The 15128-nt window shown below is 70.4% G+C and carries 8 protein-coding genes; 2 read left to right on the top strand and 6 right to left on the bottom strand.

Annotated features, from left to right (window positions below):
• Positions 1 to 26: 26 nt before the first annotated feature.
• Complete coding sequence (locus tag D7Y21_RS11700) at positions 27 to 1940, bottom strand: hypothetical protein (protein ID WP_304988561.1); 1914 nt, start codon at positions 1938 to 1940, stop codon at positions 27 to 29.
• 271 nt (positions 1941 to 2211) lie between these two features.
• Positions 2212 to 2817, bottom strand: coding sequence for a hypothetical protein (locus D7Y21_RS11695; RefSeq protein WP_147443219.1), 606 nt, complete (start codon positions 2815 to 2817; stop codon positions 2212 to 2214).
• 121 nt (positions 2818 to 2938) lie between these two features.
• Between D7Y21_RS11695 and D7Y21_RS11690 the strand changes: the two genes are divergently transcribed.
• The gene (locus tag D7Y21_RS11690) at positions 2939 to 3862 is read left to right on the top strand and encodes a hypothetical protein (protein WP_120563791.1); all 924 of its coding nucleotides are present in this window, start codon (positions 2939 to 2941) and stop codon (positions 3860 to 3862) included.
• A gap of 19 nt (positions 3863 to 3881) precedes the next feature.
• On the opposite strand, the gene D7Y21_RS11685 is transcribed toward D7Y21_RS11690, so the two are convergent.
• Positions 3882 to 6041 (bottom strand): BTAD domain-containing putative transcriptional regulator, encoded by a 2160-nt coding sequence (locus D7Y21_RS11685; protein WP_199735407.1) that lies wholly within the window; start codon positions 6039 to 6041, stop codon positions 3882 to 3884.
• 214 nt (positions 6042 to 6255) lie between these two features.
• Between D7Y21_RS11685 and D7Y21_RS11680 the strand changes: the two genes are divergently transcribed.
• On the top strand, positions 6256 to 8106 hold the full coding sequence (locus D7Y21_RS11680; protein WP_233591594.1) for a glycoside hydrolase domain-containing protein: 1851 nt from the start codon (positions 6256 to 6258) through the stop codon (positions 8104 to 8106).
• Here the strand turns inward: D7Y21_RS11680 and D7Y21_RS11675 are convergent.
• The 3 genes from D7Y21_RS11675 to D7Y21_RS11665 are packed head-to-tail and all read right to left on the bottom strand — an operon-like array spanning position 8085 to position 14919.
• Positions 8085 to 9401, bottom strand: coding sequence for an ankyrin repeat domain-containing protein (locus tag D7Y21_RS11675; RefSeq protein ID WP_158627280.1), 1317 nt, complete (start codon positions 9399 to 9401; stop codon positions 8085 to 8087). The genes D7Y21_RS11680 and D7Y21_RS11675 overlap by 22 nt on opposite strands.
• A 20-nt stretch (positions 9402 to 9421) precedes the next feature.
• Positions 9422 to 9676, bottom strand: coding sequence for a hypothetical protein (locus D7Y21_RS11670; RefSeq protein ID WP_120563788.1), 255 nt, complete (start codon positions 9674 to 9676; stop codon positions 9422 to 9424).
• Between the two features lie 53 nt (positions 9677 to 9729).
• Entirely contained in the window at positions 9730 to 14919 is a 5190-nt protein-coding gene (locus tag D7Y21_RS11665) for an HYR domain-containing protein (protein ID WP_121713184.1), read from the bottom strand.
• Between the last annotated feature and the right edge of the window lie 209 nt (positions 14920 to 15128).

Raw genomic sequence — 15128 nt, 5'->3', positions numbered from 1 at the left:
TTCTTCCGCGCCCCCTTCCCCGCTGACTACAGCGTCTTCATGTATTCCAGGAGGGCCCAGCGCTCGGGGTCGGTGAGCGACTGGGTGAAGTCATGTCCGCCGTTGCCCATGCCGTAGAGGTGGGAGTTGAAGATCATCCGGGAGCGGATCTGCTTCTGGGTGATGGGCGGCGGGGACTGGTAGGCCAGCGAGTTGTAGTTGGCGGCGATGTTCGCGATGTTCGCGAAGAGCACGTCGGCCGTCGCCATCTCCCCGCTGCACGGGATGAACGGGTCGTTGGCCGGGGTGTTGGCGCAGGGCAGCGACGACACCTTCCAGCCCAGCTTCGCGAAGTCGTAGGACGCGTAGCTCGCGTCGTAGCCCGCGTTGGTCCCCAGGATGTTGGCGGACGTCTGGAGGCGCTTCCACACGGAGGGCCGGTCCGCCGGCTTCAGCACGTCCCAGAGGGTGGGCACGCTGCCGTTGTGGAAGAACGGCGCGGAGGCCCACGCGCCGTAGAGCGGCGGCGCGATGTAGCCGAACGGGCTGAGCCACTCGTTGGGCCCCACGGGTGAATAGACGGGGCCCAGCCCGTTGTCATACGCGCTGCGCGGCACCCGCCGCAGGGCGCTCATGATGAGGTCGTCGTAGAAGGGGCCGTGGTCGGGGGACTCGTCGTTGTAGGCCAGGAAGGACGTGTTCCAGGCCTTGCGCTTGCGGATGTCCGCCATCAGGTCCTTGCGCGCGGGGTCCGTGCGGATGGTCTCAATGGGGGTAATCACGCCCGCCACGCCCTTGAGGCGCGGGTCGGGCAGGTACGCCGGGTTCGCGGCATGGCGCGGCGAATAGACGCCGTGGCAGGACGCGCAGGAGCCGTTGCCCGGCGCCTTGGGGATGTTGGCGTTGGCGCCGTTGGCCCACAGGTCCCTCTCGTGGAAGAGCACCGCGCCCTGCTCGGCGAGCGCGGTGTTGACCGTCTTGGGGTACGTGGGGGGGGACATCGAGATGAAGAAGTTGTCGTTGTCCTCGAACTCGACGGTCATCGCCCGGCGCTGCGCGGGCGTGCGCCCCAGGTTCGCGATGCTGAAGGCCATCTCCGAGCGGACGTTGTCCGACGTGAGGGCGCCATCCCAGAACTGCCGCGTCTTGAAGGCGCGGTGCCACCAGCTGGGCGCGCGGGACTGGCCGCCCGCATGGGAGGGGAAGTACTCGAGCAGGCTGGGCGCCAGGGCCAGCGAGTCCATGTCGAAGAGCGCGGGCAGCAGGTCCACGATGCCAATGGCGTCACTGGTGCCGCGGCCCACGCTCCAGGGCACGGGCGCCAGCTGCAGCACGGTGCCCACGCCCGTCGAGCGGAAGAAGTCGGATTGGATCAACCCCGCGTCCAGCGCGTCGTTCGAGCGCCCCCACACGAAGCCGGACTCCTGTTCGGTCCCCAGCCGCGAGTCGTGGCACCCCGAGCAGCTGGAGCTGATGGCGCCCGTGTAGCGCCCGTTCGAGTCCCGCTCCTGCACGAGCCCCAGGGGGAGCTGGCCGCTGCCGCCATTGGTGAGGTTGGGGTTCTCCCACGGCAGCGGATAGGGATTGCGGAACGGCGCCTTCGCCATGCCGTAGCGCTTGATGACCTGCTCGTCGAAGTCCGAGGGGCGGATGAGGAAGCCCCAGAGCATGTAGAGGTTGTAGTAGGCGAGCGAGGTGGTGAACGGCTGGAAGTAGGCGCGCGTTTCAATGTTGGTGCGCCCACGGGCCACGCTCGCGCGGAACTCGCCACACGTCGTGGGATTGGGCGGCAGCGTGGAGACAAACGGCGCCGGGGGATTGTGCAGGTCCACCCAGTACGCGTTGAACTGGACCGCCGCCCCGGGCTTGTTGACGCCCGGCACCACCAGCGTGCGCGGGTCCACCGGCAGCGGCGTGGAGTCCGGCTTCCCGTTGCAGGCCACCACGAACGGCGACCGCACCGCCGTGGTCTCCAGCAGCGGTAATGGGTCGGCGGCAGCCGCGGCACTGAACAGGAAGAGGACCAGGGAACTCGGACACGCCCACCTACGGCTCCATCGCAGTCTCATGCACGGCCTCCGACGCCTATTGGCACTTTGACAACAAGGAACCTTGTAGGCCCCGGATTCCGGGCTCTCAATACGCAGCGCGTTAGCGTGTCTGGGAAAAACAAAGGGCCCGGAACGGTTGTGTTCCGGGCCCTCAGGTGTTCGTTGATGTTGGCGTTTGGGGTCAGAGCACGCCCGGGGACGCCTTCGCCTGGGCCTTGGCGAAGACCTCACGCAGGCGCGTGGCGACCTTGGGCATCACGTCCTCGAAGGCGAACGCGGCGGACTGCCCCAGGGTTTCCTCGCCGCTGGCGCCCCCGCGCAGCCACGCGGAGGCCCCCTTGCTCTTCTGGGACGCGCCCTCGAACAGGTCGCGCATCGAGACGGAGTCCTGGCCTCCCTTGGAGTGGACCGTCAGCTTCAGCTCCGACACGAAGCCACCGGCGTGGACGCTGAAGAATTGGATCTCCGGGATGATGAGCACATCCGCGTCACCCAGGTCGTCGGGGCTGGACGCCTCCTGGACGGACTGGAAGACGGTGCCCATCATCTGCGGGAAGCTTCGGGTGAGGGCCTCGCCGATGTAGATGTCCCAGGTTTGCGTGAAGCCCAGGGCGAAGTATTTGCCCGAATCGATGAGCGCCTTCTGCTCGGGGGAGATGAAGTAGCGCGCGCGGAGCGCCAACGGCGTCCCCGCGTTGGACATGGGCGCGGGGCTCGGCCGCACCTGGTGGGTACAGCCGACGAACGTGAGCAGCGCGAACAAAGGCAGAACAAGGTTCCTGGGCATGGCGACTTCATAGCCCACCCCTCCCTTCCCACCCAATCCCAGGCAGGAATGACCCGCCGCGACGAGTAGGGGCGAGGTCCCCCCATTGACCCAAAGCCGGGAAAACCCGTTTGATTCATCCATGCTCAATCAAACCCCGGAGTACCAGTCCTGTATCCAGAGTTCCGAACGGGTGTCCTGGCGTCTGGATGAGCTGTTGCCCAGGGACACCGTGCTCGACTTCAGCCACCGGTTCCTTTCGGATGCGCTGACCGGGACGGAAGACATCCCCTTCCTGAGCGCGGAGGAGCGGCTGATGTTGAATCACATCCGCTCCAACAGCTACGCGCACCTGTTCCTGTTCCTGGAGGAGTACGCCGTCGCCCTGGCCTCCCAGCGCGCCGGCCTGGAGCTTCACGGGAACGCGACGCACATGCGGGCGCTGCTGCGCTTCACCGAGGAGGAGCTGAAGCACCAGCAGCTCTTCGCGCGCTTCACCGGCGCGTTCGCCAAGGGCTTCAAGGTCGCCCCTGCCCTGCTCGACAACCAGGTGGAGGTGGCCCGGGCCATCATGTCGAAGTCGAACCTGGGCGTGCTGATCTTCAACCTGCACATGGAGCTGATGACGCAGCAGCACTACCAGGAAACGGTTCGCGGAAACAAAGACGAGACGCTGGATCCGCTGTTCTGCAACCTGCTCAAGCACCACTGGCTGGAAGAGGCGCAGCACACCCGGCTGGACTTCCTGGAGGCCCAGAAGATCCTCGCCCAGGCGCCCGAAGCCCTGGACGCGGCCCTGACCGAGTACGCGGAGCTGCTCCAGGCGCTGCGTGGCACCCTGAACGCGCAGCTCGCGTTGGATCTCCAGACGCTGGAGAAGGCGGTGGGGCGCACGTTCACGCCCACCGAACGCCAGCAGTTGTCCGAGTCCCAGGAGCGTTCGTATGTCTGGGGTTTCATCGGGATGGGAATGAAGGCCCCGCTCTTCCTCTCCCGCCTGCGCGCGCTCTCCCCCCTCGCGGAGCAGCGCGTGCTGGAGCTGGCCCCGACGTACTACTGCGCCTGAGCCGGAACCCCGCTGAAGCTCAGCGAGCGCCCGGGCCTGCCGTGGGCCCGGGGGTGAGGACTCCCGCGGAGGTGGCCTGGAGCCGGCAGCGCGCCTCGGCGGCCCGCGCCTGCACGGCGTCCTCGTGCTGTCCCAGCGACAGCATGAGGGCCGCGGCCCTCGCGTAGTGCTCCGCCGCCAGCTCGGGCGGAAGGACCTGTTCGTCGGAGCGCGCGGACGCCAGCAGGTGCGGCAGTGCCCGCTCCGTCCGTCCGGCGCCCAGCCAGTGGTGCGCCAGGAGGATGGAGGGAGCGCCGTCCGCCTCGAACACCGTGGCGAGCCGGGCGTGCAGCACGCGCTCCTCGCCCGGCCCCATCCCCGCCAGGACCGCCTCCATCACCAGGTCGTGGCTGAAGCGCTCCCCCAGGAGGACCTGGGCCGCCTCCAGCTCCGCGAGCGCCTCGTGCGCCTCCTCCGGCTTCACCTGGAGCACCCCGGGCACGAGCGAGGTCTGGAAGAAGGCCGCCGCCAACGCCGCGAGCCGCGCGCACTGGAGCGCCAGCGGGGACAGCCCCTCCAGGCGCCGCTGGATGAGCGGGCCCACGCGCCCCGGAGGTGGCAGCCGCTGGGGCCACTCGCGGTGCAGCGAGTCCGTCTCCAGCAGGTGCTTCAGCGTCTCCACGACGTACAGGGGATTGCCGCCCGTGTAGCGGGCCAGGGCCTCCAGGTGCGCCTCCGCGCCCGGCAGCCCCATGCCCGCCACCATGCGCTTCACGTCCTCGTCCGTCAGCGCGTCCACCTCCACGATGCACGCCAGCCCCGCCTCCACGAGCCGGGCCACGTGCATTCCCGTCTCCGGCACCAGCTCTCCCCGGCGGTAGCAGTCGATGAAGCGCAGGCTCCGGGTGCCCGGAGGGGCTGAGTCGGCCAGCCGGGAGAACGCGAAGGCGAAGGCCCGCGCGCTGGCCCCGTCCCAGTACTGCACGTCGTCCGCGACGCTGATGTCCTCGTGCTCGTGAAGCAGATGGAGCGACACCACGATGGCGTCGTAGAAGCGCAGCATGCCGGCCTCGGAGGCCAGGGGTGGCAGGAGCCGCGCATCTCCCAGTTCGGGGAGGATGCGCGACAGCTCGGTGCGCACCCAGTCCGGCAGCTTCACGTCCGGCCAGCGCCGCAGCTGCGTGCGGAAGGCGCGCGCCTGGGACGCGAACGGCACGTCCCGGTCGCCCACTCGCGCGTCGATGCGCCCCCAGCGGCCCTGCGTGGCCGCGAACTCCTCCGCCAGCCGCGTCTTGCCGCTGCCGGGCTCACCGGAGATGAACAGCAACTGGCCCGCCTCCCAGCCGGCTTCCAGCTGCCGCCACGCGGCGTCCCGGCCCACCAGCACCGGAGGACGCAGCACGGACAGCGGCAGCGCGGGCCGAGTGGCCGGAGCGGAGCGGGGGCGCGGCGTGGCCTGCTCCACCTCCCGCACCAGCGCGAGCGTCTCCGGCATGGGGGTGACGCCCAGCTCCCGGTCCAGCACGCCGCGCAGATGTTCAAAGGTCGCGAGCGCGGCGCCCCGGTCACCCTGCAGGTAGTGCAGCCGGATGAGGTGGCGGCCGGCCTGCTCGGATTCGGGCTCCTGCCGCGCCCACGTCTGCGCGAGCCCCAGCCCAGCGGTCCAATCACCCGCGGCGGTGAGCTGGGCGATGCGGCCCTCGCGCGCCTCGCGCACCCACCCCTCGATGCCCGCGCGGGCGCCGTCCAGCCAGCGCGCGAGCTCCGGACAGTCATCGAAGTCGAAGCCGGCCAGCAGCGTGCTGTCTTCCGCGTCGACACACGCCAGGGCCTCCGCGTGGGCACGGGCCTCCGCGGCGGCCTTGAGGCACGCGGCGTCCACGGACGAGGGCGAGACCAATGCCAGCCGTTCGGCGTCGCCCTCCACCAGGGGCGCCTCCTCCGTGGCGACCCGCAGGCGGCGCAGCAGCTGCCGCAGGTTGCTTCGCACCGTCGTGGGCGGCGAATCCGGCCACAGGAGGGACGCGAGCGCGAACTTGGGCGAGGGGCCCTGCAATGCCAGCCACGCCAGCAGCGCCGCGGTGCGCCGCTCCAACCTCACCCGTTGACCGTCGGGGCCGCACAGCTGCGCCAGCCCCAGGACCCGCACCCGCCATTCCCTGCCATCCACCGTCAATCTCCCCAGGCTTCGCGCCGTCATGCGAAGCGCGCACCTTACTCGACCAGACGTGGAGGCAGGCCATCGGCGGCCGCTCATGCCTGGCCATGGCGCTGTCCTCCGGCGTCCGAGCCTGGGAGCGCTGGTGGGCCCGGATGACGGGACAACCGGGAGGCTGGAGCCGTGCACGGCCCGTGCGCATCCATTCCCCATGCTGGCTCTTCGACAGTGTGGACTCGGTTGGCTGGCGTTGTCCGTGACCTGGCCGGTGTACGCGGCGGACCCCGAGGTGTGGGGCGAAGGGATGATGGTGAAGGTCCGCCCCGACGACACCGCGCCAGGAAGCAGCACCGAGGTACGACTCACCGCCGCGCGCAATGAGTTCGTCTCCTTCCAGGTGGCGTTGCACGGCGGGGACCTGGGCCTGCGAGGCGTGCGCGCCCGCCTGCCCGGGCTGGTGGGGCCCTCGACGCTGACGGGGCCGGACGTGACGCTGTACCGGCAGGCGTACCTCACCATCCAGCAGGACTCCGTGTCCGGACAGCCAATGGGGCGGTGGCCGGACGGGCTGGTGCCGGACACGGACGAGATCGCCAGGGAGCCGCGCAACGCCTTTCCCTTCGACGTGCCCGCGCACGAGGCGCGAGCCCTCTGGGTGGACGTGCACGTGCCCGCGAACGCGCCGCCGGGCGAATACACGGGCACGGTGACGGTGGAGGCGGAGGGCGGCTTCCAGCGGCAGGTGACCGCGATACTGACGGTGGTGGACGCGGTGATGCCGAGCACGTCCTCGTTGGCCTCGGCGTTCCCCCTGTTGCCGACGCAGGTGTGCCGCGCGCACCTGGGCCGGAGTGACTGCTCGCCCGCGGAGCTGCAGCCGCTGCTCGTGCGCTACCAGCAGCTGTCGCTGGAGCACCGCCTCACGCAGCCCAAGCTCTACCTGACCAGGTCCGGGCCTCAAGGCTGGAGCGACTTCGACGCGACGTGGGGGCCCAGCCTGGATGGCACCGCGCCCACGCGGCTGTCCGGCGCGCGGATGACGAGCGTGGAATACGCGGGCCCCTTCACCGCTGGCGGCCTGGAGGCCTTCACCGGGCACATGCGCGAGCGCGGCTGGCTGGCGCGTGCCCATGCGAAGATTGGCGATGAGCCGTTCGACGCGCTCTCCTTCCAGTTGGTGCAGGCCACCGGGACGCTGGTGCGGCAGGCCGCGCCCGGCCTTCGCACCATGCTGACGGTGAACTCCCTCCAGCTGAAGCGCAACGGCATGGAGTCCCTCGTGGACATCGCGGTGCCGCTGGTGAACCACCTGGATGGCACGACTCCGGACTACCTGGGAGACCAGAGCCCGACGTACGCGGGCTTCCTCTCGCGTCCTGGAACGGAGTTGTGGATGTATCAGAGTTGCTCCAGCCACGGCTGCGCTCCCGGAAGCCACATGCCGGAGAACCAGCCGGGGTCGGGCTGGCCGTCCTACATGGTGGACCGCCCCTCGGCGAAGGCCCGCGCGATGCAGTGGCTGGCCTTCCTCTTCGGCGCCAAGGGCGAGCTGTACTACGAGACAGGGGCCCTGCTCCCCACGGCGTGGACGGACCAGTACCACTTCGGTGGCAACGGGGACGGGACGCTGTTCTACGCGGGCACGCCCGAGATGATTGGCGGGAAGACGGACGTGCCGGTGGCATCCCTGCGCCTGAAGCTCATCCGCCAGGGCATGCAGGACTATGAATGGCTCAAGGCGGTGAGTGACGCGGGAGACCCGGCCTTCGCGCGCCAGGTGGCGCGGGAGCTGATCCCCAACGCGTGGCAGGTGCCGGATGACGGCGCCCTGTTCGATGCGGCGCGGCTGCGGCTCATCCAGCGCTACGGGGAACTGACCACCGGCAACCCAGCCGCCCCGCGCATGGGCGGGGAGCCTGTCTCCATGCCCCTGGAGCCGCAGGTTCCAGGCGGTCCGGGGCAGCCGGGCGGGCAAGGCAACGCGAACGGCTGCGGCGCGGCCCCTGGCGTCTCCGTAGCGGGAGTCCTGCTATGGGCGGCCTGGGCGCAGGGCAGGAGACGCCGGGCGCGGGAGCGGCGGCCTCCTCACGGTGTCTCGGGCAGCTGAAGGCCCGCCTTCAGCAATTCGGTCTTGATGGCGCGGGACTCCCGGGCCCGCCCCCGGAGGAAGTCCGCGTGCAGGTCCTGTTGCTCCCGGATGCGGACCCCGCCCGCGAAGAGGGCCTGAAGGACCTGCACGGCCCTGGCCTCCGTGCAGAAGGCCCCTGCGCGCAGGGCCTGGGCATACAGAGAGGTGCCTGGCTCCTCCGCGATGGCGCCACGAGACATCCTGCCCAGCAGCAGGGAGACGGCCTGCGCGCTACAGCCGTTCGCGGCAAGCGCGATGGGCGAACCGGAGGTGCGTTGGAGGTCCACGCGCGCGCCGGCATCCAGCAACAGCTTCACCAGCGTGGGGTCCCCCTTGTCCTCCTGGAGCCGCCGCACCGCTTCCAGCAGCGGGACGGGAGTCGAGAGCCTCGTCGCGTTGGGATTCGCGCCCGCCTTCAGCAGGAGCCGGACGACCTCCACATGTCCCTTCACCGTGGCCAGCCGCAACGGCGTGCTTGCGTCCCCCGTCTGGCCATCGGGCGAAGCGCCCAGCTTGAGAACTCGCGCCACCTGCGCGGTGAGGCCGGACTCCGCCAGCATCCAGAGGGGAGGCCGCACCCCACCCTCCAACAGGACGTCCACCATCGCCGGGCCCTTGTCGTTGACGTCCCCGAGCCAACGCCTGACGACGTCGTCCACCTCGGGCGACGGTGAAGGCACGCCCGCGGCCAGCACGGCACGCATCAGCGCGAGGTCCCAGTGGGCGAAGGCCTGCCCCATGGCGTCCTGCATGACGGAAGGGGAAAACCCACCCCGCCGCCGCAGGGCAAGTCGCTTCACCCGGGGAGTCTGGCGCGCTTTGACGGCGGCGAGGAAGTCCGCTTCCGGCAGACACGCGGACCCGGCGGAGGCCCCCGCGTCCAGCAGGCGCTGCTCGATGCGCTTCAAGCCGCTGAGGCGCGCGAAGCACAGCGCGTTCCACCCGGGTGGAGGCCAGTACCGCGCGTGCCGGGGCACGACGAGGTGCGGATCCGCGCCCGCGTCCAGCAAGACGTTGGCGGCCTTCTCGCTCCCGGACTCGCACGCCACCATGAGCGGGGAATACAGGCGGGGATGAACCAGCTCGTCGGTGTCGTTGAGGGACGCGCCCTCGGCCAGCAACGCACGCAACGCCCCGGCGTCGTCCCGGGTGATGGCGCGCATCACCGGCGTCGACTGGGGGAGCGGGGACGTCGCTTGCGCGGCACGCCCGCCCAGGAGCAGCACCCCGAGCGCGGCGAGAAGGGTCGCACGACGGGCGGAACACGGGGACATGAGGTGCTCGGGGGACATGGCTAGGGGCTCAGCACCTTTCGCAGACACGCGTCCTTCGTCCGCTGCTGGAGCGCATCAAGACAGAGTTCGCGGCGGGAGCGGTCTCCAAACGGTCCCCGGTCCTCGTCCTCGTCCAGGCACTCCAGCAGGTCGAGGTCGAAGCGCGTGAACGGCGCGATGTCCACGGCCTGCCGCAGCTCCTTGAAGGACCTGCGTCGCAGCAGCGCCGTGGACAGCGAGAGCGGGACATGGCTCCAGTGTGAGGTTCTTCCCATCGGCATGAGCCTCCACCGGAGGCCCAGCGGCTCGCGCCCCTGGAGGCATCGCGCTACGCCCTGCCCTCCTGGCCTCCCGTGCGTGAACGGCGGCGGCGCATCACGCCCCAGGTGAACATCAGCAGCCCGCTCCAGCTGAGGCCCGCGGAGGTTTCGCTGCTCGCGCCACAGCCGCAACCTCCCGCGGGGAGCGGCTCGTCAGGAGGCGGCTGGACGCGCGCGGCCACGCTCACCGGGAAGGTGCAGGTGGCGCTGTTGCCCGCGTCATCCGTGGCGGTGACCGTCACCTGCGTCGTCCCCACGGGGAACACGGCGCCGGAGGCGTGGCTGTAGCTCAGCGTCGGAGTGGATGCCGGGTCCCGCGCGGTGGCCGCAGGGTAGTCCACGGCCAATCCCTCCGAGGGCGCATCCGCCTTCCGCACCGGCGCGGGGCAGGTGAGCACCGGAGCGGTGGTGTCCTGGATGATGACGGTGAAGGAACAGGACGCCGTGTTGCCCGCGTCGTCCGTGGAGGAGAGGACGACCTCGGTCGTGCCCAGGGGGAAGAGGCTGCCGGGGGCGTGGCTCAGCGACACACTGGGAGACGCCGTCACCAGGTCGCGCGGAGCGGGCACGGAGAAATCGACCTGGGTGCCCGTGACGTCCTGGGCCTCGCGGGTCAACGGACCGGGGCAGCCCACGTCCGGCGCCGTGGTGTCCCGCACCGTGACGGTGAAGGCACACTGACCGATGTTGCCCGCCGCGTCCGTCGCCTCCGCGCTGACGCGAGTGGTGCCCAGCGGGAAGAGCGCCCCGGGCTCATGGCTGAGCACGAGGGCGGGCACGGCCGTGACCGCATCCACGGTCGAGGGGGCCGCGAAGTCCACGGCGGTGCCGTTGCGCCCCGTCGCCTCGGCGACGACGTCCGCGCCACAGGAGAGGACCGGAGCCGCTGTGTCACGCACCGTCACGGTGAAGGTGCAGCCGGACGTGTTGCCGGCCCCGTCCGTCGCGGTGGCGCTCACCCGAGTGGAGCCCAGCGGAAAGACAGCGCCGCTGACATGGCTCAGCGCCACCTGGGGCTCGGCCGTGACCGCGTCCGCGGCGGTGGGCATCGGGAAGACAACCAAGGCGCCAGAGGGGCCCGTCGCCTCGGCCACCACGTCCGCGGCGCACGACACGGACGGCGCCTGCGTGTCGCGCACGGTGACGGTGAAGCCGCAGGTGTCCGTGCGGCCCAGCCCGTCCGTGACGGTCGCGCTCACGGACGTCGCCCCGAGCGGAAACTCCGTCCCGGAGTCCTGGCTGTACGTCACGGCGAGCGGTCCACGTCCAGAAGGCGTCGCGGACAGGTAGACGACGGAGGCGCCCCCGGCGCGGGTGGCCTCCACCACGAGCGGCGCGGGACAGGTGATCGTGGGCGGAGGCGGCAGGGACACGGTGACGGTGAACGTGCACGTAGCGCTGTTGCCTGCACCGTCGGTCGCGACGACCCGCACCTGCGTGCCGCCCACGTCGAAGTGCGAGCCCGACGCGGCGCTGTACTCCACCGTGACGTCCGACACCGGATCCGCAGCGCTCGCCGCCACGTAGGTGACGGTGGCGCCCCGGAGGCTCGTGGCCTCCACCGTGACGTCCGCCGGACAGGACAGCGAGGGCGGCGTCGTGTCCCGCACCGTGACGGGAATGGAGCAGGTGGCGGAGTTGCCCGCCGCGTCCGTCGCCGTGGCCGTCACCGGCGTGGTGCCCAAAGGGAACGTGCTGCCGCGCTCATGGCTCAACGACAGCGTGGGCGCGGCCGTGACGGCATCCGTGGCCGTGGGCGCAGGGAAGTCCACCGGAGCCCCGGTGCGTCCCACGGCCTCCGCCACCACCTCCCCTGAGCACGTGAGCTCCGGCGCGGTGGTGTCCCGCACGGAGACGGAGAAGCCGCAAGAGGCCGTGCGCGCGGCCCCATCCACCACCGTGACCGTGACAGTGGTGCTGCTCAGCGGGAACCCACTCCCGGACTCATGGCTGTACGTCACGGCGAGCGGAGGCATGCCCACGGCACTGGCGGCCGGATAGCTCACGGACGCGCCCGAAGCAGAGGTGGCCTCGGCGACCACGTCTCCCGGGCAGGTGATGCTCGCGGGAGGATAGGTGCACGTTCCGCCCCCGCACGTTCCGCCCGCGCACGCGCTCTGGCAGCAGACGCCCTCCACGCAGAAGCCGCTGGTGCAGTCCGGGCCAGTGGCGCACTTCGCACCGTTCACGGGGTCGGACACGAGCCGCAGCTTGGTGCGCAGCTGCGCGACCGCCACCTCATACGGTTCATACGCCACCAGGAAGCGCCCCCGTCCCCAGGATGCGACCGCCGGCACCGTCGTGCTCGACACGCTCATGGGGATGTCGGAGATGAGGAACCGCGCCGCGTCCACCAGCGTGAGGTCTGGCATCAGCCGCCCGCCCAGGAGCTGGTACGCGGACGCGGAGCTCTCCCGCCAGACCAACAGATAGGCATTGCCATCGAACGCCAAGGCAGGGGCGCCCTTGGAGGCACTGCCCGCGAAGAGCTCGCGACCCGCGCCGTCCAGGAGGGCTCCATCCTGGGCCCTGACCCGCGCGCCGTAGAGCGTCGAGGGGGTCCAGCTCACCGCGTCGTACCAGACGACCAGGAAGTGCGTTCCATCGAAGGCCACGGCGGAAGAGCGCTGCATCTCGGCGCGGGTCGTGACCGGAAGGCTCGGACTGTCCGCGACGGTGCCGTCCGAGGCGCGCACGCGTGCGGCATGGATGTCCTGATTCGAGCTCCCGTTGCGGTAGTCGGTCCAGGTCACCAGGAAGTAGCCTCCACCAAAGGCCACCGCGGGAGTGCCCTCGTCGTAGCTGCCCACCGCCACCGCGATGCCGGCGGGGTCCAGCACGGCCCCGTCCGAGGCCCGGACCCGCGCGCCATACACATCCTTCGTCCCGCCCGTGCCGTTCCGGTAGTCCTCCCACGTGACGAAGAACAGCCCGGCGCCGGCGGCCACCCTGGGATAGAACTGCGAGTTGGACGCGGCGCTGATGACGATGGGCGAGGACTCCAGCACCACCCCATCCGACTCCCGGACACGCACGCCCAGGATGTCGTAACCGGAGCTACGGCCGGGCAGGCTGTCCATCCACGTCACCAGGAACTGGCCCTCCGCGAAGCTGACGGAGGGATTCGTCTGGGTATTGACACCCGTGGCGATGGGGATGGCCACCGGATCAAGCACGACACCATCCGAGGCCCTCACCCGCACGCCATAGATGTCGGAGTACGCGGGGCGCGCACGCGTGTCCTGCCACACCACGAGGTAGCTGTCCGCGCCCGCGGCCACGGCGGGCGCCCCTTCGGCGTTGGCCTCCGCGGAGAGCATCAGCGGAGCGGTGTCGAGCACCGCCAGATCCGAGCCGCGCACCCGGATGCCAAGGATGTCCTTGCTGGAATCGAGCAGGTCCGTCCAGACGACCAGGAACCGGGTCCCGTCGAAGACCGTGAGCGGGAGTTCCTCGGCATGCGTGAGGGACGAGGCCAGGGCCACCGTCTGGCCGAGCACCGTGCCATCCACGCCGACCCGCACGCCCCAGACGTCCCGCTGGGAGCCGGACGTCCGCTGCCACACGACCAGGAACTGGCTTCCATCGAAGGCGCAGGAGTTCGAGACCTGAGACTCGGGGCCGGTGGCCAGGGCAAGCCCCTGAGGGTCGAGCACCACGCCATCCGCGCTCCTCACCCGCGCGCCGTAGATGTCGCTCTGCGCGGCACCGGCACGGGTGTCATCCCAGGTCACAAAGAAGGTGTCACCGGCGGCGGCGATAGAGACCCCGCTCTGGGTGCCAATCGCACGGGAGATGGCGATGCCCGCCGGGTCGACCACGGTGCCAGCGACGCTGACGCGCGCCCCGTAGATGTCCGTCGCCGAGCTGTTCCTGTCGTCGGTCCAGGCCACCAGGAACTGACTGCCGTTGAAGCTCACGGCAGGTGAGTGCTGGGCCCCTGACAGGCGGGCAATGGGGATGCCGGAGCTGTCGAGCACCGCGCCATCCGACGCCCTCACGCGCGCGCCGTAGATGTCACTGAACGTGTTCCGGGAGTCGCTCCAGACGACAAAGTAGTTGGCGCCATCGAAAGTGATCGCTGGCGAGTTCCTGCTCCCCTGGCCGACGGAGACCGCGAACGCGCTCCCCAGACGCTGACCCGTAGCGCCACTCACCCGCACCGCGTTGATGCCGCTGGCCTCATCCCAGGCCACCAGGAAATCGCTCCCGTTGGAGGCGATGGCGGGATTGGACTGGGGGCCCCACCCCGTCCCCAGGAGCAGGCCCGAAAAGTCCAGCACCGCGCCATCCGAGCTGCGCACGCGGGTGCCAACGACCTCATTGTCGGTGCCGTTGTTGATGACCCATGCCAGCAGGTAGATGCCATTGCCCACCGCGACCGCCGGAGAGGATTCACTGTTGCGACTCGATGTGGGCACCGGGGCGTCGGGGCTGATCTCCGGAGAGATGATCGGATCCAGCACGGCCGGATATCCCGACTCCTCCAACACCCGCGCCGGCACGCGCAGCACCAGCGCCTGCCCCTCCCGCACGGACGCCACAGGAGTGCGCGTGCCCGCCGCGTCCACCCAGGTGGCCCGGCCGTATCTCACGCCCAGCCCTGTCTGACGGTCCACGAAGTGGTGTCCCTGCGCCGTCTCGCTGACGTAATCCATGCCCGTCAGCTCCACCCGGACCTCCAGGTCGCCCGAGCCCTCCGGCCGCGCCGCCAGCTCCCAGCGCTGCTCCAGCCCCGCGTCGCCATTCTGGAGGACCTCCACCACCGGCCCCCGCTCCAGAGCCAGCGCCCCGTCGTCGCGCACCGACGTCCGCGCGGCCTTCGCCAGCGACTGCCCACCCCGGGAGACCGACGCCGTCCTCACCCGCAGCGGCGAGCCGGTAACGGGAGCGTCCTGCCCTTCCGTCACATGGCGCGGCGAGACCTGCACCGACCCACCGGCGTCGACCCGGACCGAGTACGTCCCCTGCCCGCTCGTGAAGGCCCCGGACTCCGCGCGGAAGGACTGGCGCACGCGGCGGATGACGGCCTGGAAGTCGATGGCCGGCGAGACGTCCACCAGAGCGGAATCGCCAGTGGACGCGGGAGCGCTGGATGCGGGCTCCACGGGCAGCTGCGTGGGAGTGCAGGCGGTGAGGAGCAACACCAGACCGGCCGCGAGCGCGGAGGTCAGACGGAGACAATGGCGGGAGGCCATGAGGACTTTCAGTGCAGGAAGAGGTGTCAGCCCATGCGCGACGGTGCGGCACGCCGACAAGGACAGACACTACCTGAAGGCCGCCCCCTTCGATAAGTCGGTGCGCCCTGACCCGGGCCCGGAAGGGCGCGAATCACAAGCACGTTTTGAATGCCTTCCATGTTTCGCGGTGTCCGCCACGCCCATGAGCCCGCGGGGTCGGTTCAGGG

The sequence above is a fragment of the Corallococcus sp. AB045 genome, from assembly GCF_003668895.1.
In the GTDB taxonomy this organism is placed as follows: domain Bacteria; phylum Myxococcota; class Myxococcia; order Myxococcales; family Myxococcaceae; genus Corallococcus; species Corallococcus coralloides.
Note: the sequence above shows the minus strand (reverse complement) of the source record. Positions and strands in the feature narration are given on the sequence as shown.